Below are 20,206 nucleotides of genomic sequence, written 5' to 3' on the forward strand. Positions count from 1 at the left end.
AGATTTTGGCTCGCACTGCAAGCCCGCTTGTTGAGAATGGTGCAAGATCTCAGTTCAAACGGACATCTTGCACCATTCTCAAGAACACAACCTCGTCCGCCTGGGAATCAATTCCCAGGCTCACAGCCCAAGTCTACTAAAGTAGACTGAAAAGCTCATGCAGTCATCTTTAGATGACTTTTCCTATGAGCCTGGGATTTAAATCCCAGGTGGACGAGAATGCAAGCTTGAGAATCGTGCAAGATCTGAGCGCCCAACGGGCGCGATTAACGCTCCCGCAAAATATGAAACAAGCACATTTTTATAAGATTTCTCAAAGCCTTACTGTATAACGGTTCTAAAATGTGCAAGTTAGGAGTGAAAACGGACTGGAACGCATATTCAGTAAGCTTTAGCTTACAGTAGCTCTGAGCCAAGAAATTTATTTCTTGGCGGACAAGAATTATGGTGCAAAGTCTGTGCTAAGCGCAGCGTGTCCGCAGGACATAGACACCAAGAATTGGTAGAGTATGCGTAAGTCTTACCTTTCTCATGATGACTAAACCGCAAATTGTCTTCGGAATTCCTTTAGAGTTTGTTGAAGACATTATACAACTATACTGAACAGACTGGCGCATCTACGAAAACTGATTAATATCGAAAGCTGTTTAACAATTTATCGTATGTCGCAAGAAATCCCAACTCCAGAAAAAATCTGGATTATTGTCGAAGAAACATCTCAAACAGAAACTACGACTGGTTCTAGAAGCAGTCGTGATATAGGAGGAAGACTTGGAGAAACTAGGGAAGTCGAAGTCACAGAAGAAGTTGTGAGTACTAAACGCACAGCGGTTGAGGTGACTAAACTCAAGCAAGAAATGAAGGGGTTTCTGCAAGCAATGAGAGAAATGCTTGATGAAGAGGAAGAACCCAGTTCCAAAATGCAGCTGGATGAGGTTCAGTTATCAGTGGAAATTAATGGAGAAGGACAAATCAGCTTGTTTGGCATTGGTGGAGGTAAAGCTGGGGGAAAAGGAGCGATGACTTTTAAATTTAAGCGCAAATAGTTGGGGCTTGAGTATGGGTAGGAATTGGGCGATTGTTGTTGGGATTAATCACTATGAAAACCTGCGATCGCTAAACTTTGCCAAGCGAGATGCTTCTGTAATGGCAGCTTGGTTTCAACAAGAAGCCAGGTTTGATGAAGTTTTCGTTTTTACTGAGGATTCTCCCCCAATTGCAACGAATCCACCAATTCCCACTCAACCGACTTTCGGACATCTACGGCGATTTTTACGGGCACAATTTGAGAATCTTGAATCTCCTTTGTTAAAGCCAGAAGATAATTTATGGTTTTTCTTTGCAGGTCATGGCAATCGATATAAAGATAGAGATTATTTAATGTTCTCGGACAGTGACCCAGGTGATGTAGAACATACAGCAATCCCTGTTGATTATATCACCCAAAGATTGCGCCGCAGTGGCGCTGATAATGTGGTGTTATTTTTGGATGCTTGCCGAGATGAAACTAGTCGGGCGGGATTGGGAATTGGTGAACAAAGGCATCAGGGAGTTATTACCTTTTATTCCTGCACAGCTAACCAAAAGTCTTGGGAAATTGATGAATTACAACATGGTTCCTTTACGCATTCGCTATTACAAGCACTGCGAATTCAAGGAGAAGCTAATTGTGCCACAGTAGAGCGTCTAGAACAATATTTACGTTATCAAGTTCCTCATTTGAATGCTCGGTATAGAAAGCCTGCACAAAATCCTTATCTCCAGGCAGAGCCACCCTACAAAATGTATTTCATTTTATTAGAGCAAACTGCTACGCTTAGAGATGTGGAACCATTGAAGTTTCAAGCATCTCAAGCAGAAAACGACGGTGATTTCTCATTAGCTGAGCAATTGTGGGTGAGAGTTTTAGCTGTATCCCGTGGTGATTTGGATGCAATTAAAGCTATTAAAAGAATTGCTGTGCGTCAGCGAGGAAACTTTGAACCGATAAACTCAACTTCTGAGAGTATCGGTTCATTAAGCACAGATAGATCAGCAAGTTCTGAACCAGCCCAAAAATCATTTGTTCAAAGGCAAAAGGAACATCAGCAGAATTTAGTTCGCTATGAGCAAGCTTTCTTAAAAGCAATTAACCGAGAATATCCCCTCAGTCAAGCAACTCGTAGTGACCTTACCCTGCTACAGCAATCTTTGCAAATTCCTAACAATGAAAGGGAACAAATTGAACAGCCAATTCTTGCTAAGAAAGATGTAGAAAATCGCAAACGCCAGGAAGAACAAGCAGAAAGACGCCGACAGCAACAACAAGCAGTAACAACAAATAGTACAACTCCAGCCGTCATAACCCGACAAAAGTTTTTAAAATGGGTAGGCTTAGGAGGAGCAGGCTTAGTGACAGCAGTGGTAGCGGGTAAGATTTTTATTAGTAACAGTCCAGAGTCTACTTCCCTGTCTAGTCCAGAGTCTAGTCCCTTGTCCAGTCCAAAGTCTATAGAACTTAGCCCCAGTGTAGTACTTACGCCCAGTTCAGAGTCTACTCCCACGCCCAGTCCAAAGTCTATAGAACTCAGCCCCAGTGTAGTACTTACGCCCAGTTCAGAGTCTATTCCCACGCCCAGTCCAGAGTCTACTCCCACGCCCAGTCCAGAGTCTACTCCCACGCTCAGTCCAGAGTCTACTCCCTCAAGAAGAAGAAGAATAAGAAGAGTATCAACAGATGATTTCCCAGATGATTCCCTGTCCACTCGAGAGTCGTATCGTCGCAGTTACCGTAGGAACGTCACAAATGAAACAGAAACAGCTGCTGCACTTAACCTTGAAAGCGCAGTTCGCTCCAAGTTAGAAGCTAATATCCCCAACGGTCATTTAACAATTGCAGCTTCAGAAGATGGCACAGTAACAGTATCTGGAACTGTAACTAACAAAGACGAGTTAGGTAAGATTGACACTTTACCAAAACAAATCAAAGGCGTTACAAAAATTGTTAATAAAGCCACAGTTGCTCCACAGTGACTCAGGAGCCTTTAGTGACAACTTAAAGCGATCAACACTGAAATTAACAAATTTACCAGAGCGAGCAAAAGTTATGGGGGAAACTAATCTGACGGCTGGTATTTTTCCCACATTTTCACCAAAGCGGCTACAGTACCAGCGCTGACTCAACAGCTCGTCGTGTTAGCAGCAAGCGTAATCACCGCGACTGGACAAGGTGCCTTGTTGAGAATAGCATCGGTGCGGTGACCAAAGAACGCCCGACCTGAAACTGTACGTACACTGCTAGCCATAACAATCAAGTCTACTTGATTAACGTCAGCAAACTTGACAATTTCCAACTCTGGACTTCCAGTGAGGATTGCAGTTTTGACAGATGCCCCCAGTCCCCGCCCCACCTCAGCTTGCTGATCCACAATCTTTTGGGCAATATCTGTTACAGAGGTCATCGTCTGCTGCTCAAACAGAATGTACTCTTGCTGAGTCCGGTTGACGACATTGACTAATGTAACTGTTGCCCCAGTTTGAGTGGCGATCGTACTTGCGACCTCCACTGCATGTTGGCTATACTCAGTGCCACTCGTCGGCACTAAAATATGACCAATTTTATGATAAGCAGCCAGATCGGTTTCTTCCTCCGCTTCGGATAAATTAGACTTGACAACCATTGTGGCGCAAGGAGCTTCTTGAACTACGCGATCGACCAGCAAACTGAATAGCGCACCTCTGGAACGCTGACGTTCCGTTGCGCCTATAACAATCAAGTCATAGCCTTTGCAAGCTTCTTTAAGAATCACCTCAGCTTTGTTGCTTCCCGACTCCACCTTACTTTCCAGTAGCGACTCGGCAGGTAGATGAAATTTCTCGGTTACTGTAGCAATAGCAGTTTCTGCGGTGGTGTCTTTTACAGCAGTCGCCACAGCATTAGCTGATTTCGTCTTGGCTTTTTTATCACTTTTGGCAAATAAAACCGTCACTTCAACGGGATTTTGGTGTGCCAAATGACTCACTAACTGAGCTGCTAACTTAACGTTCGGTCCTCCTTGGGTGGGCATGAGTATTCGGCGGATGCGCTTGATAAAGCTGCGGCTAGCTTGTTGTTCTTGCTCCAACCGCTGAACTTCTTCATCACTCATCGTCACCTTGGACAATGACCAACGCAACAAGGGAGGAGCCATCAACGAAGTTACAATTGCCACCATCACAATAATCGAATACATCTGCGGGTTTAGTACGCCTAAGGAAACTCCAATAGTGGCAACAATAATCTCCATTGCGCCACGGGCATTCATCCCCGAACCCATCGCAATACCTTCCCAATGGCTCAAACCACCGATACGAGAACCTATGTATGCTCCAGTGAATTTACCGAAACAAGCAACTGCCAGTACGACCAAGCCAATTCCCAACGTCTGAGGATTAAGTATTTGCAGTAAGTCTACCTTTAATCCTGCTGTGGCAAAGAAGATAGGAGCTAGAAACCCAGAGGTAATCAGTTCTAGAGTCAGCCCCGCCTCCCGACTAAAACGCGGTGATTGCCCTGCTAAAATCCCGGTGACAAAAGCTCCCAATGCAGCTTCAATTCCCAAAGTATGGGTAAAAGCAGCAGCACTTAACGCTAGTATAAGCAGAGCTGACAAACTCGCTGTTGGTCCACCAATGTGATTATCTACCCAGCGAAACACCGAAGACATGAGCGATCGCCCAATCGTAAAAGCGATTCCCAAAAATAGTACCGCTCCACCAACCGACCGAAATACCGTCTGGAAATCAAATTTCCCACTGCTTGCCAATCCTGATACGACAGACAGGAGAATCCAGCCAATGGTATCATCGGTCATACCAGCCGCTAGAGTCACCTGACCAATATCCCGCCGAATCAGCTTTAAGTCCATCAGCACTTTGGCAATCACTGGAACTGCCGAGATACTCATAGCAGTTGCAATAAACAGACTGAAAATCAGACGATGACTAGGATTGACTAAAAAGCTCTCTGGCAGAAACCAGCCTAAACCCAGTCCAGTTGCAAAGGGAATGACAATCCCTCCCAAAGAAATTACCAGAGCTGTTTTGCCTTTGCGGACAATTAAATTCAGGTCTGTCTCCAGCCCGGTGACAACTAGCAAAAACAGCACTCCTAACCAGGAGACGACCGAAAGCAGATCAGACTGTGCCTGAATTTTAGGGAAAATATGCTCCTGTAAATTTGGCAGAAGCCAGCCGAACACCGACGGACCAAGTAGCACCCCTGCAAGTAATTCACCAACCACAGGTGGTAGCTTGATTCGACGCATGAACTCACCTAAGCCTCTGGAGACCAAAAGCAGTAGAGCTAACTCTAGCAATATCAGAAGCAACTCGTGGTGACCAAGGGGCTTGATTGGACCTTTTTGGGCTACTGCACTAGCAGCAAGTAAAGGGTCGAACAGTGGATTCATGATTTTTCTAAAAATTTCTGAAGATGCTCTCACAAGAATCTTCGATGGTCAGCAACTGGAAATCATCTATCTTAGAGCTATTTCATCTCAAAAGCAGGATTAATACAAACAGTTTTTGTTCGCAATCAAGCTAAGTATAGCGAAAGAGGTTATTGGATCAACTTTTCACTAAATATAATATAAACAAGTCTTTATGCAGTGGACTTTAGAAAATATCAAAATCGCATTACAAAGCGTAATTTTAAAGGCGGCTGGTGTGGATGTGATTGCGTTTCATTACGGCGGCTTCGACGATGTTCAACGAGAGTGAAGCGATCTGCCGCTATGCAGAGCGCGAAGCTATCGCCATTTACAACGATCCAGCTGACCTGCTAACGCAATATGAACATTTTCTTCTAGTAAACAGAAAGCGATAATTAGGACAAAACCCCAATCATCGCCACCCAGCCTTTGTGAACACTAGAAAAATATTCCAGCAGCAAAATTAGATAGCTCCTGGACCTTTACCCCGTTGATCACCCTCTACTGTGAGTTCACCTTGTTTATCTTCATTAACTTCTGCGAGATCTTCAGTACGCTCTGCAGTATCTTCTACTTCTACTTGTCGCGCATCACCCGGTGTATCATAGTACATTTCCGGCTCAATCGCGTGGTTATTTGTTAAACCTTCTTGGTCAGTTGTGAAACCCTTGGTGGTGTCAATACTGTTACCTCCCTCTTCTTCAGGCGTTCCTTTGAACAGATCTTGTTCTCTTTCAAGACGAGCAGCTGTTTCGGCAGGTGTTATTCCTCTGTCAAAATTATTATTCTCAACGCGAGCTGAGGAATCTACTGCTTTGTTAGGTGATTCGCTAGCCATAAATGATGGATGTCCTTGTTAAAAAATCTGTTAAATTTCGTTCAATAATAAGGTTATGTTTTTCCATACTCAAGAATAAACTATCTTTAGAAGTGCTCTTACTCAAAAACCTCTATCTAAAGATAGATAAAACAAGTATTTGGTATTATTCTCAACACTAATATTCTTTTATTAAGTAGCTCAACCTAATTAAACGTGAAATGTCCGCAGCGTTAGCCCAGCGTGCCCGGAGGGCAGCAGAACGCAGTGAAGCATAACATTGAATTTACAAATTTAGGATGCTCCCCTATAAATAAATTATAAAAACGGTCAAATAGAAAATTTCACTTCTACTTGACCGCAATTTCTTAAACTAATTATTCATGACAAAAAACAAGCTTATTAATTCACTTTGGGTTTGATAGTCTTGCTATTTTTCTACAATCCCAATAGTTTTATGAGTTAGCTGATTTATCAGATATTTTAGCTTTTTGCCTGAGCAACTGTGGCTTTATTAACAATTTTTGTAACGCCTTTGATTTGTTTTGGCAAAGTGTCAATTTTAGCTAACTGGTCTTTTTTAGCTACAGTTCCAGATACTGTTACTGTGCCATCTTCTGAAGCTGCAATTGTTAAATGACCGTTGGGGATATTAGCTTCTAACTTGGAGCGAACTTCGCTTTCAATATCACGTGCAGCTCTCTTTGTCGCACTCCCATCATTGAATGCATCGTTCCGCCCCTCACGAGCACGAATGTCAGAATTTAGTTGTTTTCTGCGGATCTCACTCTGAGCATCTTTCTGAGCAGCTTCTGTAGCTTGTGCAGATGGTGCTTGTGTCGCTTGTTCTGTCGCGGAACTAGGTGCATCTGCAGTAGTTTTGGAAGGAGGATTTTGACAAGCAGTAGCACCAAAAAGTAAAACGCAGCTGATGAAAAAAGGAGTGATTTTGTTCATGTTTCTTTCTTGGATTAATTCTTTATAATTTCATAGTAGTTAGTTGTTAATTCTTAGCAATTACTTACTATGAGTTAATAATTATAAATTACTAACTCATAACAACTAACCACTAACGACTAAGCAATTTCGGTTCGGTGGTCAACAATGATTACAGCAGGATCATTTGCATCATACCCTGTTGAGTAATTGGTAGAAGGGGTATTCACAACTGGCGTTTCCCGACGAACACCCCGGTCATAACCTTGGTGATGAACACCATCTATGTCGGTGGCATCAAAGATATCAAACTCTTCAATTCCTCGACGTTTCAAAATTGGTTCAGCATGGTGGATTTGATCGTTTGTGCCATCAACAATCACCAAGTTATCGCCTCTATTAACGCGATCGCTGTAAACTCGGGCACGGTTTTCTGGAATTCCCAAACCAACGAGTCCGCCAGCCAAACCACCAGCCGCCGCACCAATAGCTCCGCCTGCAAGTGTTGTAGCTAAAGCAGTTGCTGCTGCACCGCCTGCAATTATAGGACCAACACCAGGAATGGTTAAAGCACCAAGACCAATTAACAAGCCTCCCAAACCGCCAAGAGCACCACCTGTGGCAGCTCCAGCTTTTGCGCCTTCGTCTGCTTTATTGCCTGTTTCAAGATTTGTATTGACGCCAGCAATATTGCTCTTGCCATCTGTATCTTTTGCAATCAGCGAGACTTGATTCAAGGGAAAACCTGTATCTCGCAGTTCTGTCAGTGCTACTTCTGCATCACGGCGGTGAGGAAAGACGCCAATTGCTCGTCTAGTTCTTTGCAATGTTGCTGTACCAATCCCAACAGGCTGTGTAGAACTAATAAGAGCTGGATCATGAATCTCCCATTGTTCAATTCCATGCCGATTTAGAATCCCAGCAGCACGATTAATCTCATCGTCATTACCATCAATAATGACGACATAATCTCCGTTATTCAGGCGCTCATTGTAAAAGTTAGTGCGAGCATCAGGAAATCTAAACCTTGTGGCGTCAATACGATCCCTCAAGTCAACTCCGGCAAAAGGTTCTCTTGCGGTTGAGTCCCTGTTAAATAGGGAAATTTGACTTAAAGGAAAACCTGCTGTTCGCAAATCGTTAACTGCAGCTTCGGCATCGCGTAGATGAGAGAAGTAACCAACGGCGTGTTTATTTTGACCCAAACCTCCACGTGGAGCAGAGGAGAGTCCAGTCGCTGGCGAGACATATTCGGCTGTCCCACTTGTGACTCCAGATCTGTCGTAAACGTCAAACTCTTCAATTCCCCGCCGTTTTAAAATCTCTTCTGCTCTAGCGATTTCTGCGTCTGTGGCATCTATGATGATCAGGTAGTCTCCACGCTCTACTCGTTCGTTGTAAACTCTGGCTCTTTCTTCAGGAATTCCCAAACCAACTAATGCGCCTAGTAAACTACCAGCAGCAGCACCAATACCAGCTCCTGCTGCAGTTGTAGCCAGGGCTGTTGCTGTTGCTCCTGCAAGCATAATTGGACCAATTCCTGGAACTGCTAATGTGCCAAGACCGACTAACAAACCAGTTAATCCGCCCAACACACCACCAGAAACAGCTCCAACTGTAGCGCCTTCATCAGATTTATTACCGATATTTTCCCGCACTTCGGTGCCCGCAATCTCATCGTTGCGGTCTGCATCTCGCTTGATGACAGATACCTTATCTATCGGGAAACCGGATTCTCTCAACTCATAGAGTGCGCCTTCTGCATCTCGACGATTAGAAAACACACCTACAGCACGCTTATTTACACCCATAACCATGCTTTCTTAACCTCAAGAGTAAAATTAATTTTCTAGGTTCTTATTAAGTACCTTCGATTTTATTTATCCAGGTTTTTAATTTTTTTTTCATCAATCCCTTGGAGGAATTTTTATCTATCTTTAGTATTAGAAAATAAAATAATGTGTAGTTTGTTTAAAAAAATTAAGATAAGATTTGATTTTAGATTATTTTTCTCATTTTTTATGTTTGAGATGATGTCTAAAAGTCTCATTAATTTTCATCAAACAATGTCTTGTTTTGTGTTTTCTGTATCAAGGCAGACAATCTGACTGTCATTCAAAGGCTTTGCCAAGAGTTGTTTGAGCGGTGAGTCTAGCCCCCGTCTTGGTGAACCAGTACTGCGGGAGAGTTTCCAACGCCAGATACCTAGGTCGGGAGACCCTCCCTCATCAAGTACTGGCTCCTCCGCAGGTGACTGGTGAACCCCGTAGGGGGCGGTTTCCGTCAGGGAGCGCGTAGCGTCTGGTGCAGGAGATTGGGGGACTGGCGTATGCGCAAAGCGCACGCCCAAAGGTCTAAAGCGCAGCGAGACCGGAGGTCTTCCCCGATAGCCCTCCGGGTTCGCCAGTCGCCTGCGGAGGGAGACCCTCCCGCAGCGCTGGACTCACCGTAAGGCGTGGCGTTAGCCATAGGAGAACGCTTAACAGGGAAAAAGCAATAAAGGTATACTGAGTTTTTTTCAAAAATCAAATAGGAGTCCTATATAAAATTAAGTTTTGTATTATTTATTGATAAGGCTTAAAAATTTCGCTTATGTTTAATAGTCTTGGCTTGCCTTCACCAAGAATAAGTGGCAACTTGCCATCCCATTTATCTAATGCTCGATTTTGCAAAATTTCTGGGGTTAGAGTTTCATTTAGTAATTTATGTACTTCAGCCTGTCCTTTTGCAAGATTAACTTTTGCCTCTGCTTCTTTTGATGCTTTGAGCGCTACAAACTCTGCCTTCTTTGCTTCTTGTTCGGCAATTTGTTTCGCTTCTACTGCTTCATCAAATTTCTGAGAAAACTGAACATGCACAAGAGAAACATCATCGACTGCGACATGATAGTTTGCTAATCGTGTCGTTAATGCGTCGTCTACTTCGGTTTTTACTTCTCCTCGTTTAGTAATTAATTCCTCAGCAGTATACTTTGCCATAACTGCCTTGAGAACTTCTTCAATTGCTGGGTTGAGAATCCGGTCTACAACATTTTTTTCATCCCCAATTTGTTGAAAGATACTATTTACTTCCTCTGGAATAATATGCCAATTCAGTGCTATATCTGTAAAAATATCCTGCAAATCTTTCGAGGAGGCTTCAGCCGAAATGTCTTGTTTTTGAACTCGAACACTTAATTTTTTGACTGTATTAACAACAGGGATGATAACATGAATCCCTTCTCCTAATATTTTGTGTTGTACTTTTCCAAATTCCATCAATACCCCCCGTTCACCTGCGTTGACAATGACAAAAGGCGTGAGGAAGATGGTGATCAAGCATAAAAGTGCAGTTAGTTTACCCGCAGTGTTAAAGGCTTTACTTTTTTTCATGCTGACCTCACGGGAGTGTGGAAACCGTGCGCTTTCAAGCCACGGAGGAAACACGACACGGTTGATTTCTCAACCCTTCGGCACTTTCCTGGGTAAACCGTCAAATTCTCCAAATTAGGCATATGAATAACCGTCCTTTTTGTGAATCTGTTTGCAATACCTGTGATTAACGCCTTGGATTAACTCAGTCTTAGTTGCAACGTTAAAACTGCCTGTTGCACGAGTTGCAATTCTTCCAACATATTGACCAACCTTTTTCCCAGAAGTAACGGTTGCCTTAACAACATCTCCAGTTTGAAAACCAAAATGAAATTTAGCTCTTGAGCAATGACGACTAGGAAAACCGTATTTGTCAGTTCGGCATAGTTGACGGGTTCCGTGCCCGTTTGCTGTGATCAGCAAGGGTTTTACATTCTTGACTTTGAGAATTGGCGTAGATTTCCCCACACACCCAGCATCAAGCCAATGCGTTTTGTCTAGACCTTGCTGAGTGCGGTTGAATTTGGTCAATCCTCCTGATCCTGTTTCTACTGATAAACCAGTTGCTTTTAACACTTCCAGCAATGCAAACCTAGTTGTATTAACTGCGGCAGCACCTGCCAATGGTTTTTTAGCTTGTTTAAGAATATTCTCTAACTTTGATGGGTCTTTTTTGAGGAATTCCCTAATGTCTTTTGTCCCTTTCTTCTGAATCTATTACAAAAACTTTGGACATAAATGTCCCTCCTTTCGACTACCCTCAAGGCAAGCCTTTAAGGTAATGTGAGCTTTGACAATGTTCAGAATCGGTACTATCCAAAACACACTTCCTTAACCCATACAGATGTTTAATCTTTTGGTTCTAGAGCTACAAACTAGCTACGCATTTGTAGGTAGGAACTTTAACGCTTGTTCTGAACGTAGTGCGCTAACCACTTAGTCTGGTAAGCTAGGGCTTCAACGTTTGCTGAAGCCCCCAAATTCAATTTGGGGGTTGCTTACAGCTGCTCTACATTATCAACTCAACTGATTCAACAACGGACGAGCTAGGAAAAAGCTAGAAATTGATTTAGCATCAAGTAGCTCACCGTCAAGAATAGACTTCTCTAGCTCATCTGGTGTGAAAAATACTGTTTCCAAATCCTCGTCTTCGTCTTGTGTTGGTGCTTTCTCAAGCTTTTCTAAATCTTGTGCTAAATAAGCATAAATGATTTCATCAGAATAACCCGGAGCGAGAAAAAATTCTCCTAGTTTTTGCCACTTTTGGGCACGGTAGCCAGTTTCTTCTTCTATTTCACGCTGAATTGTCTCTAGGGGATCTTCGTTTGGTTCCAATGTACCAGCAGGAAACTCTAACACTCTTCCTTGAACCGCAAAACGATACTGGCGCAAAAGTATCAGTTTACCTTCTGAAGTTACGGGTACAGCTAAAGCGCCACCTGGATGACGAATGCATTCCCATTCTCCTTCTGCGTTATTAGGTAATCGTAAGCGATTAACCTCAAAATCAAATTTGCGTCCTTTATAGTACAAGCGCTGTCTGAGCAGCTGGGGTAATTCTCTACCTAGTGGCATAGTTCAATAATTTGCTTTAAATATATACAGACTAAGGCTTTGAGAAGATGTCAAAATCAGCGTTGTCTGTATCTGTTAGTGGTAAACTTAGTAGCCACCAACAAGTGTACTTCAGAACAGCCTACCTATCTTTTTTACTTCTCAAGCTTCTTGTCGCACAGGATCATGACCAATTTTACTGCCAAGGGCGATCGCACTATTAACCTTTATTAAGTAACGTATTTTGCTTGCCTGTTTTGTTTTTGTGTTTTATATTTTTTCAGCAGTACTATTGCTTGATGGAATGAGAAAAGATAAAATTTGTATAAATAAAAACACAAAACTACAGCAAAAATTTTAGCAAAAACGATATATCCAATCATTACTAGGGTGATATACTATCACGAATGTAGTGCAATGATCAAAAAACTTTGGATGGTGGTTAGATTGCAACTGCTTGAAGTGAGGAATTAACGTGGTTAAGTTTACCTCCTGGTTCAAGGAACGACCAGAAAAGTCGAGTGAAGCTGATAAGGTTCAACTAAACTCGCCGGCTAGCGATCAAAATGAGGAGAAAGAGGGATTAACAAATGAAAATGATAAGACAACACCAACCAAGCCAGCAAGGCAAAACAAATTACTGAACCAAATACTTTCCAAACTTCCGCTCAGTCACAAACCCCTTTATCGTCGTTACTGGTTTTGGGCAGGCTTGGGTATAAGTAGTGGAATTATTGCCATTGCCTACGGAATTCGAGCAATAGACCAAGGTTTACCAGATAAAGCGGAACTTAATGCAATTGTTCGAGAACGTACACTGACTATAAAAGCTGCTGATGGTAGTATTATACAACAACAAGGTGAAGCAACTAGAGAACAGTTAAAAATAGAGGAAATACCAGATAAACTTAAAAAAGCTTTTATTGCTTCAGAAGACAGAAGGTTCAAAGAACACAACGGAGTTGACCCCCAAGGAATAGTTAGAGCAGTTTTAAATAACATGCGATCGCAAGACGTGGTGGAAGGTGGTAGTACCATTACGCAACAACTCTCAAGAATTCTGTTTCTCAAACAAGAGAAAACTTTCTGGCGCAAGATTAAGGAAGCCCGATTAGCACAAAAAATAGAAGGGCAATTGTCCAAAGACGAGATTCTAGAACGCTACCTGAATTTGGTTTACTTGGGTTCTGGTGCTTACGGTGTCGCAGATGCAGCATGGGTTTATTTTAGTAAATCTGTGGATCAACTCACCTTGGATGAAATGGCGATAATTGCAGCATTACCTCCTGCCCCAAATCGCTTTTCGCCACAAGTTAATAAACAAGAGGCAAAACAACGGCGAGATTTGGTACTACAGCGGATGCTGGAAGATAGATTTATTACAGCAGCCGAAAAACAAAAAGCAACTGCAGAACCAATTCAGCTCAAACCAAGTCCGCCCAAACGATGGCAAGAAGAAGCCCCCTACTTTATTAGCTACATTCAAAAAGAATTGCCCAAGTATGTTTCCCCCAAAGCACTGCAAGCAGGCGGTTTCACAGTGGAAACGAGCTTGAACTTGAATTGGCAGAAAGCGGCGGAAGCAGCTGTGAAAAAAACGCTGCGAAATCAGGGGCGCTGGGAAAACTTCAAGCAGGCGGCTTTGGTTGCCATTGATCCCCGCAATGGTGACATTAAGGCAATGGTTGGGGGAAAAGATTTTGGTAAGAACCAATTTAATCGTGTCACTCAGGCGCAGCGTCAACCAGGTTCAACATTCAAGGGGTTTGTTTATGCAGCTGCTATAGCAAGCGGGATGGATCCTTACGACACCTACCTCGATGCACCCCTAGTTGTAGATGGTTATGAACCGAAAAACTTTGATGAGGGTTACCGAGGCATGCTAAGCATGAGAGACGCCCTCACCAAATCGGTTAACATTATTGCGGTGAGAATCCTAATGAAAGTGGGTTTTCAACCAACTATCCAACTTGCCCACAAGATGGGGATTCAATCGGAACTCAAACCGATGTATTCCTTGGCGCTGGGTTCTTCTGAAGTCAATTTGCTAGAGTTGACCAGTGCCTATGGTTCTTTCGCCACAAAAGGCCTACACGTACAACCTCATGGTATTACCCGTATCCTTGACCGTCAAGGTAAAGTCATTTGGTCTGCCAAGTTTAAGCAAGAGCGGGCGATCGATGCAGACAGTGCTGCTATCATGACTTGGATGCTTCGTAATGTTGTGCTAAATGGAACCGGTCGTGCGGCTCAATTAGGTAGACCCGTTGCTGGCAAGACTGGCACGACCGATGATGCTCGCGATTTATGGTTTATTGGGTATATTCCCCAAATGGTGACAGGGGTTTGGTTGGGTAACGACAACAACAAACCCACCGACGGTAGCAGCGGTAGTGCTGCTAACACCTGGCATGAATTTATGGAAAAAGCCGTCAAGGAAATACCGGTTGAAAAGTTTCCAGAAAGACCCAAGTTAGAAGGTCGAAAAGCTACGATTAAAGCAGTACCAGTCAAAGCTAGGCGAATTATCAATCGCGCTATTACCTCTGATGACCAGCAATCTGATGAACAAGATACTCGCAGGTCATACAGACGACGAAGTCAACAAGTAAATTCTGATGATAGTGGTGAAGAGCGTTCATCTACAAGACGCAGATATAGAAGACGCTATTATCAGGAGGATCAGCAACAACAACAACAGGAAATCTCAACACCTAGAAGGCGCTATAGTCGTCGTTATCGTAGTGAAGAATCAAGTTCTAGTAGTGAGTCATCCTCACAATCATCTCGTTCACGGCGACGCTATCGAACAGAAAACTCTAATGATTCAACTCCAAGAAGGCGTAGACGAGAGTATACACAACCTGCAAACAACTCCCGTCCCTCAACTTCAACTTCTTCTCCTCCAACACGTTCGTGGCGGGAAAGACTTAAACCTACGACGCCATCTTCAGAAACAGGTCCTGAAGGCTAAAGCTCAGATTGAGCAATGGATATATCATTAGCTGAATGTAACTAAATATAGCAATTTTCACCCCTAAGCCCTCCTCACTGACGGGAGGGCTTAGGGGTGAGGTCATTTTAGTTACGGACAATGAAACGAACTTGATATAGCAATACGGTAGAAATTTCAAACGTGTAGAGATGCGAAATTTCGCGTCTCTATTTACTGGAGTTTAGACTAAAAGTCGGCGATCGCCCCCGAAAAAAGTTTAAGTGTACTAAAACGGATCACCAGCTAACTGTAGTGGAGTAAGCGGAGATTATCGGGTAGCCTCAATCTGGCACGAGGGGGCGTTGCCTCGTCCCCTCAGGAGCCAACAACCAGACTATGTGCCGCATAACTAGCTTGTATAAAAAAGAGGGAGATGAGCAAAAACGGACATCATCAGACTTTCACACGCCTATTTCCTATTCCCTGTTCCCTCTTCCTTGCTATATGTCCTAATAGAGTTGGCAATAGCTATACAGCTGGGTAAGAGATTATCTGCAACTGAATCTAACAACAATGGTTAGTTATGGACGGTAAGAGTATCAAAACCACAGTCTGAGTATTTTTGTTGAATGCTTTGTTGGAAATTAGATTTAATATGATAAATGGGCATTGCCAAACTAAAAATTTCGACTATTTAATATGAATATTTCACTGAGCAAATTACTGCCATTGTTAATTTTGACACTATTATTCCCGCTAGTCTTTCTCAATGGCTGGCTAGCGTTTCGAGTTATTCTATATTTTAAACCCCTTATAACAACTTTTATTTTAGCAGGTTTACTTGCTTTTATTCTCAATTATCCTGTTTCGATTCTTCAGCAACGGGGAGTGAAAAAAAATTATGCAGTGGCATTAGTTTTTATAACATCTGTAATAATTCTATTTGCTTTAGGTTTGACTCTGTTGCCTGTTGTTTTACAGCAGTCTCATGAAATGGTGACAATACTTCCTCAATGGATCGATTCTAGTGAGTCTGAATTCAAAAATATTAATGATTGGATACTTAGTCTCGGTTTAAAAGTAAATATTAATCAGATTTTTACTCAAATAGTAAATCGCCTACCTAATGAGTTAGAGTATCTGGTAGATGAAATCTTTACTATTGCAATCGACACTATTGATAGTATCTCAGAAGCTTTAATTACAGTGGTGTTAACTTTCTATTTGCTATTAGATGGCGAGAGAATTTGGGATAGTTTCTTTAAAAAATTACCTTTGAGTTTTGGTCAGCAGTTAAGGCAGTCTGTTCAAAGAAATTTTCAAAATTACTTAATTGGTCAGGTAGCTTTAGCTTTCCTAATGGGTATTTCACTAACTATAGTGTTTCTCGTTCTTCAAGTTCAATTTGCTTTACTCTTTGGTTTGGGAGTCGGGATTTTAAGTTTAATTCCCTTCGGTGATGTTGTTAGCCTTGCTGTAGTTACTCTGATTATAGCTTCACATGACTTTTGGCTAGCAGCAAGGGTTTTAGCTGTAGCCGTTGTCATTGACCAATTAATTGACCAAGCGATCGCTCCAAGACTTTTAGGTAGTTTTACAGGACTTAGACCAATTTGGGTTTTAATTTCTTTACTAGTAGGAACTTACATTGGTGGAGTTTTGGGATTACTTATTGCTGTACCCGTAGCAGGTGTGATCAAAGATGCATTAGATAGTTGGCAACTTGCTTCTAAACCTGATTTTTCCGACACTGTTGTTGAGAGTAAAGAATTGTCAGAAATATTAACCAATGAGTAGTGATTGGGTTATCACTGTACAACCAGGTACTTCCTGATTATTGTAAAAGAAATGGATCTTAATCACATATTGACTTGGATGGTCTGTCTATCATGCATCTCGACCATGATGAGCGCATCTTTATCTGGAACTAATAATAATCGTGGCTGGATTTTAGTATCAGGATTAATCTTAGTTACAATAGCACTTTTGTCTTATCTGACTCCATCTCTGGGTGGGTTGATTGGTGGATGTTTGTGGGCAATTTTAGTTATTTTGCCTAATATTGGTCACAAGAAAGTTGACCAACTTATTGACCAACAACGTTTTGGTCAAGCAAGCAGAGTGGCGAGTCTGATTTGGTGGCTGCATCCCTTGGATGGTTGGCGTGAGCAACCAAAATTGTTATACGCTTTGGATTTGGGTCAGCGTGGAGCAAGAGCTTCAGCTGTTGCAATTTTAGACCGTTATCAAACTGCTACAACACCAACTGGTCGTTCCGCAGCTGTCAGCCTTTACCAAATGGATGCTCGTTGGGAAGAATTGCTGATGTGGATACAGAATAGCCTAAACGAAGCAGTATTGCGCAAGGATTTTGATATGCTGGTTTGCTATCTGAGAACCCTTGGAGAAACTGGCGATTTGAATGGTATGCTCCAAGCTTGGGAGCGCTATCAGCCAAGCCTGGAAAAAATACTTAACCCAAGAACACAAAATCTAGCGCGTATGTATGTGCTAGCCTTCTGCGGTAAAACAGAATATGTCGCGAGATTATTGAGTGGTTCACTAGCGGACTATTCCAACACCATCAAACTATTTTGGCTAGCAACAGTTGATCAAGCCGCTGGAAGAGAAGTTATAGCTGTCGAGCAATTTTTGAGTCTTGCTGATAGTAACAATGTTTGCATTCGTAACGCAGTTGCAAGACGTTTATCTAGTCCTGTGGTTATCGCTAACACATTACTTACTGAAAAATCACAAGAAATTTTATTTAAAATTATTACAGAAATAGAGTATGAAACAACATACAGCGCTAGAGCTAGCTTCAAGCCACGTTTTGCGATCGCTACATATTTTATTATCACTTTAAATGTACTTGCTTTTGCCCTAGAGGTGAAACTAGGAGGTAGCACCAACCTCAATAACTTATATCGTTTAGGTGCATTAGTACCACAAGAAGTTGTTAAAGGAGATTGGTGGCGCTTGTTAACAGCTGCGTTTCTTCACTTCGGGTTCTTGCACCTATTCCTAAATATGTTGGGTCTTTATTTATTCGGTCGCTTGATGGAACTTTCCTTCGGAACACCGCAATTTTTCCTGTTGTATTTTGCTAGTGCAATTGGCTCTATGCTGGCTGTGACTTATATGTCAGTTTTGGGATATTCTCAATCTGATTTTGTAGTTGGTGCATCAGGATGTGTGATGGGTCTTGTTGGTGGTTTTACTGCTGTGCTGTTACACGAGTGGCTAAGGAAAAGAACACGCGTTGCTGCTAGAAATTTACGAGGAATTTTAGCAGTTATTGTGTTGCAGAGCATCTTTGACCTGACAACTCCACAGATTAGCTTTGTTGGTCATGCTTCTGGGTTGATTGTTGGTTTTGTGATGGGGATGATTTTAAAGGCTTTATGAACGAGGTTTCAAATTGTTAATTGGCTTGTAGAGTAAAATTTTGAAACATTTTGAAACATTGGACAAAGTAGGTCTTTTGTTCATCAAAGTGCAAACTTCATGGTAGATTCAAGCATATCCACAGAAAACAAAGAAACTATAGGACTCCTATTTGATTTTTGAAAAAAACTCAGTATACCTTTATTGCTTTTTCCCTGTTCCCTGTTCCCTGTTCCCTGTTCCCTGTTCCCTGCCCTGACGAGTTGTTCAGAAATCAAACCGGATTCCTATATCAATCAAGATAGCGACATCAGGCTGCATTTACTTAAACCATTTTGAAATTAAGGTTAAGGAGTTGTCTGATGAAAATTTTATCGAAAGCAACCGCTGGTACTTTTTTATTCACTGTAGTCATGGGCTCAGGCATAAATACAGTATCGGCAGCATCTTTATACTCAATAACCGATCTAGGCTCCTTGGTAGGTTCAGATTACAGTTACGCTACTGACATCAACAATTTTGGTCAAGTTATCTTTGACTCAGGTAAAGGCAGCAGCAACGGGAGTCCAGATCGTGCTTTCTTATATACCAATGATCAGGTGACTGAAATCAAACCTCTCTCTGGTGACAGTGATATCGCCGTTACAAGTATTAACAACTTTGGTCAGGTGGTAGGTAATTCGGTTAATGAAAACAACTTCACTGGGAATAACCCCTTACTGTATAGCCAAGGCAGAACACAAAGCCTCGTCGCTCTTAATAATGCTATCCCTTATGCCATCAACGATAAAGGTGAGATAGTGGGTGGAGCGCAAAAAAATGGTCCGTTTTTGTATAAGAACGGAACGGTAGTTAACTTCGGCACTGAAGGTACTGTCGCATATGATATCAACAACCAGAGTCAGGTAGTTGGCATTTTAAACACTAACAAAGCTTTCCTGTATCAAAATGGCACAACGACTGCCTTGGGCACTCTCCCTGGTGACAATTACTCCTCAGCTGAGGGCATCAATGATAAAGGTCAAGTCGTCGGAGTTTCAGCCCCCACAAGCATAAGTAATGGTCAGGCTTTTCTGTACAGTAGTAGTACAAATCTGATTAACCTTGGTAGACTATTTCCTACTGACCTTTACAGCGTTGCTCTTGACATCAACAACAACGGTCAGGTTATTGGGTTTTCGGGCAGCAATCCTAACTTTTATTCAAACAGTGGGATTGGAATTCGTGCTTTTCTTTACAGTGACGGCATTTTACAAGACCTTAACTCCCTGATTTCTCGTGATTCTGGTTTTACCATAACTCAGGCAAGAGCTATTAACGACCAGGGACAAATCGTCGGGGCTGCTACTTTCAACGGTCAACTTCGTGCTGTTGTATTGACACCCGAGTCTGTTTCCACACCTGTCCCAGAACCCTCTACAAGCGCAGGTTTAGGGTTGTTTCTAACAGCTCTAGGTTGCTCTAAATTTATTCAAGAGAAATTGAAAAAGAAAATAGCTGCATAACTGCATAGATTGTTGATGTTGTTGATCCAGCGCTAGAGCTAGCTTCAAGCCACGTTTTGCGATCGCCCAAGGAGCGGCTCTATAAGTATCTATAAATTGGCGACCACAATCAACACAAATGTGATTCTGTTTACCTCGGCGCTTACCATTTTTTCTAATATTCAGTAGACTTGCAGTATGGACAATGCAGAGTAGAAAACCTCAATTCATCCCTATATTAGGGACTTCCAAAGAATAAATTAATCAATAAAAACAAAGAAGCCAGGTTTTTA

13 protein-coding genes and 2 pseudogenes are annotated in these 20,206 nt (G+C 42.3%); 6 read left to right on the top strand and 9 right to left on the bottom strand.

Going from position 1 to position 20,206, the window contains the following annotated elements; translation table 11 throughout:
- Window positions 1-662: 662 nt before the first annotated feature.
- A complete protein-coding gene (locus AC5JM2_RS15630) occupies window positions 663-1,046 on the top strand; it encodes a Pepco domain-containing protein (RefSeq protein ID WP_495835790.1) in 384 nt (127 codons plus the stop codon).
- A 13-nt stretch (window positions 1,047-1,059) separates the two neighbouring features.
- On the top strand, window positions 1,060-3,012 hold the full coding sequence (locus tag AC5JM2_RS15635; protein ID WP_495835791.1) for a caspase family protein: 1,953 nt from the start codon (window positions 1,060-1,062) through the stop codon (window positions 3,010-3,012).
- Between the two features lie 146 nt (window positions 3,013-3,158).
- On the opposite strand, the gene AC5JM2_RS15640 is transcribed toward AC5JM2_RS15635, so the two are convergent.
- The 8 genes and pseudogenes from AC5JM2_RS15640 to AC5JM2_RS15675 form a co-directional block, all read right to left on the bottom strand.
- The gene (locus tag AC5JM2_RS15640; protein WP_495835792.1) at window positions 3,159-5,429 is read right to left on the bottom strand and encodes a cation:proton antiporter domain-containing protein; all 2,271 of its coding nucleotides are present in this window, start codon (window positions 5,427-5,429) and stop codon (window positions 3,159-3,161) included.
- A 484-nt stretch (window positions 5,430-5,913) separates the two neighbouring features.
- Complete coding sequence (locus AC5JM2_RS15645) at window positions 5,914-6,288, bottom strand: hypothetical protein (RefSeq protein WP_495835793.1); 375 nt, start codon at window positions 6,286-6,288, stop codon at window positions 5,914-5,916.
- Window positions 6,289-6,750: 462 nt separating this feature from the next.
- Window positions 6,751-7,224 carry a BON domain-containing protein gene (locus AC5JM2_RS15650; RefSeq protein WP_495835794.1) on the bottom strand — a complete coding sequence of 158 codons (474 nt, stop codon included), beginning with the start codon at window positions 7,222-7,224 and terminating at the stop codon, window positions 6,751-6,753.
- 119 nt (window positions 7,225-7,343) lie between these two features.
- Window positions 7,344-9,020: a general stress protein gene (locus tag AC5JM2_RS15655; RefSeq protein ID WP_495835795.1), complete on the bottom strand. Its 1,677-nt coding sequence runs from the start codon at window positions 9,018-9,020 to the stop codon at window positions 7,344-7,346.
- A gap of 242 nt (window positions 9,021-9,262) precedes the next feature.
- Window positions 9,263-9,547: a hypothetical protein gene (locus AC5JM2_RS15660; protein ID WP_495835796.1), complete on the bottom strand. Its 285-nt coding sequence runs from the start codon at window positions 9,545-9,547 to the stop codon at window positions 9,263-9,265.
- A 220-nt stretch (window positions 9,548-9,767) separates the two neighbouring features.
- Window positions 9,768-10,574, bottom strand: a complete 807-nt coding sequence (locus AC5JM2_RS15665) for a prohibitin family protein (protein ID WP_495835797.1) — start codon at window positions 10,572-10,574, stop codon at window positions 9,768-9,770.
- Window positions 10,575-10,688: 114 nt separating this feature from the next.
- Window positions 10,689-11,261 (bottom strand): annotated as a pseudogene (locus AC5JM2_RS15670) (RNA-guided endonuclease IscB); the annotation flags it as partial.
- 309 nt (window positions 11,262-11,570) lie between these two features.
- Window positions 11,571-12,128 (bottom strand): NUDIX hydrolase, encoded by a 558-nt coding sequence (locus tag AC5JM2_RS15675; RefSeq protein WP_495835798.1) that lies wholly within the window; start codon window positions 12,126-12,128, stop codon window positions 11,571-11,573.
- Window positions 12,129-12,582: 454 nt separating this feature from the next.
- Here AC5JM2_RS15675 and AC5JM2_RS15680 point away from each other — a divergent pair, with 454 nt between their 5' ends.
- The 4 genes from AC5JM2_RS15680 (at window position 12,583) to AC5JM2_RS15695 (ending at window position 19,934) form a co-directional block, all read left to right on the top strand.
- Window positions 12,583-15,081: a transglycosylase domain-containing protein gene (locus AC5JM2_RS15680; protein WP_495835799.1), complete on the top strand. Its 2,499-nt coding sequence runs from the start codon at window positions 12,583-12,585 to the stop codon at window positions 15,079-15,081.
- 660 nt (window positions 15,082-15,741) lie between these two features.
- The gene (locus AC5JM2_RS15685) at window positions 15,742-16,839 is read left to right on the top strand and encodes an AI-2E family transporter (protein WP_495835800.1); all 1,098 of its coding nucleotides are present in this window, start codon (window positions 15,742-15,744) and stop codon (window positions 16,837-16,839) included.
- A gap of 105 nt (window positions 16,840-16,944) precedes the next feature.
- Window positions 16,945-18,450 (top strand): rhomboid family intramembrane serine protease, encoded by a 1,506-nt coding sequence (locus AC5JM2_RS15690; protein WP_495835801.1) that lies wholly within the window; start codon window positions 16,945-16,947, stop codon window positions 18,448-18,450.
- A gap of 341 nt (window positions 18,451-18,791) precedes the next feature.
- Window positions 18,792-19,934: a DUF3466 family protein gene (locus tag AC5JM2_RS15695; RefSeq protein WP_495835802.1), complete on the top strand. Its 1,143-nt coding sequence runs from the start codon at window positions 18,792-18,794 to the stop codon at window positions 19,932-19,934.
- An 81-nt stretch (window positions 19,935-20,015) separates the two neighbouring features.
- Here AC5JM2_RS15695 and AC5JM2_RS15700 read toward each other — a convergent pair.
- Window positions 20,016-20,124, bottom strand: a pseudogene (locus tag AC5JM2_RS15700) (IS1/IS1595 family N-terminal zinc-binding domain-containing protein); the annotation flags it as partial.
- Window positions 20,125-20,206: the final 82 nt, after the last annotated feature.

The organism is Brasilonema angustatum, from assembly GCF_059505445.1.

Bases quoted from the DNA above. Each gene is read 5' to 3' on its own strand.
- AC5JM2_RS15650 (WP_495835794.1), bottom strand. From the start codon at position 7,224: ATGAACAAAATCACTCCTTTTTTCATCAGCTGCGTTTTACTTTTTGGT.
- AC5JM2_RS15635 (WP_495835791.1), top strand. From the start codon at position 1,060: ATGGGTAGGAATTGGGCGATTGTTGTTGGGATTAATCACTATGAAAAC.
- AC5JM2_RS15665 (WP_495835797.1), bottom strand. From the start codon at position 10,574: ATGAAAAAAAGTAAAGCCTTTAACACTGCGGGTAAACTAACTGCACTT.
- AC5JM2_RS15630 (WP_495835790.1), top strand. From the start codon at position 663: ATGTCGCAAGAAATCCCAACTCCAGAAAAAATCTGGATTATTGTCGAA.
- AC5JM2_RS15685 (WP_495835800.1), top strand. From the start codon at position 15,742: ATGAATATTTCACTGAGCAAATTACTGCCATTGTTAATTTTGACACTA.
- AC5JM2_RS15675 (WP_495835798.1), bottom strand. From the start codon at position 12,128: ATGCCACTAGGTAGAGAATTACCCCAGCTGCTCAGACAGCGCTTGTAC.
- AC5JM2_RS15640 (WP_495835792.1), bottom strand. From the start codon at position 5,429: ATGAATCCACTGTTCGACCCTTTACTTGCTGCTAGTGCAGTAGCCCAA.
- AC5JM2_RS15695 (WP_495835802.1), top strand. From the start codon at position 18,792: ATGAAAATTTTATCGAAAGCAACCGCTGGTACTTTTTTATTCACTGTA.
- AC5JM2_RS15655 (WP_495835795.1), bottom strand. From the start codon at position 9,020: ATGGTTATGGGTGTAAATAAGCGTGCTGTAGGTGTGTTTTCTAATCGT.
- AC5JM2_RS15645 (WP_495835793.1), bottom strand. From the start codon at position 6,288: ATGGCTAGCGAATCACCTAACAAAGCAGTAGATTCCTCAGCTCGCGTT.
- AC5JM2_RS15690 (WP_495835801.1), top strand. From the start codon at position 16,945: ATGATGAGCGCATCTTTATCTGGAACTAATAATAATCGTGGCTGGATT.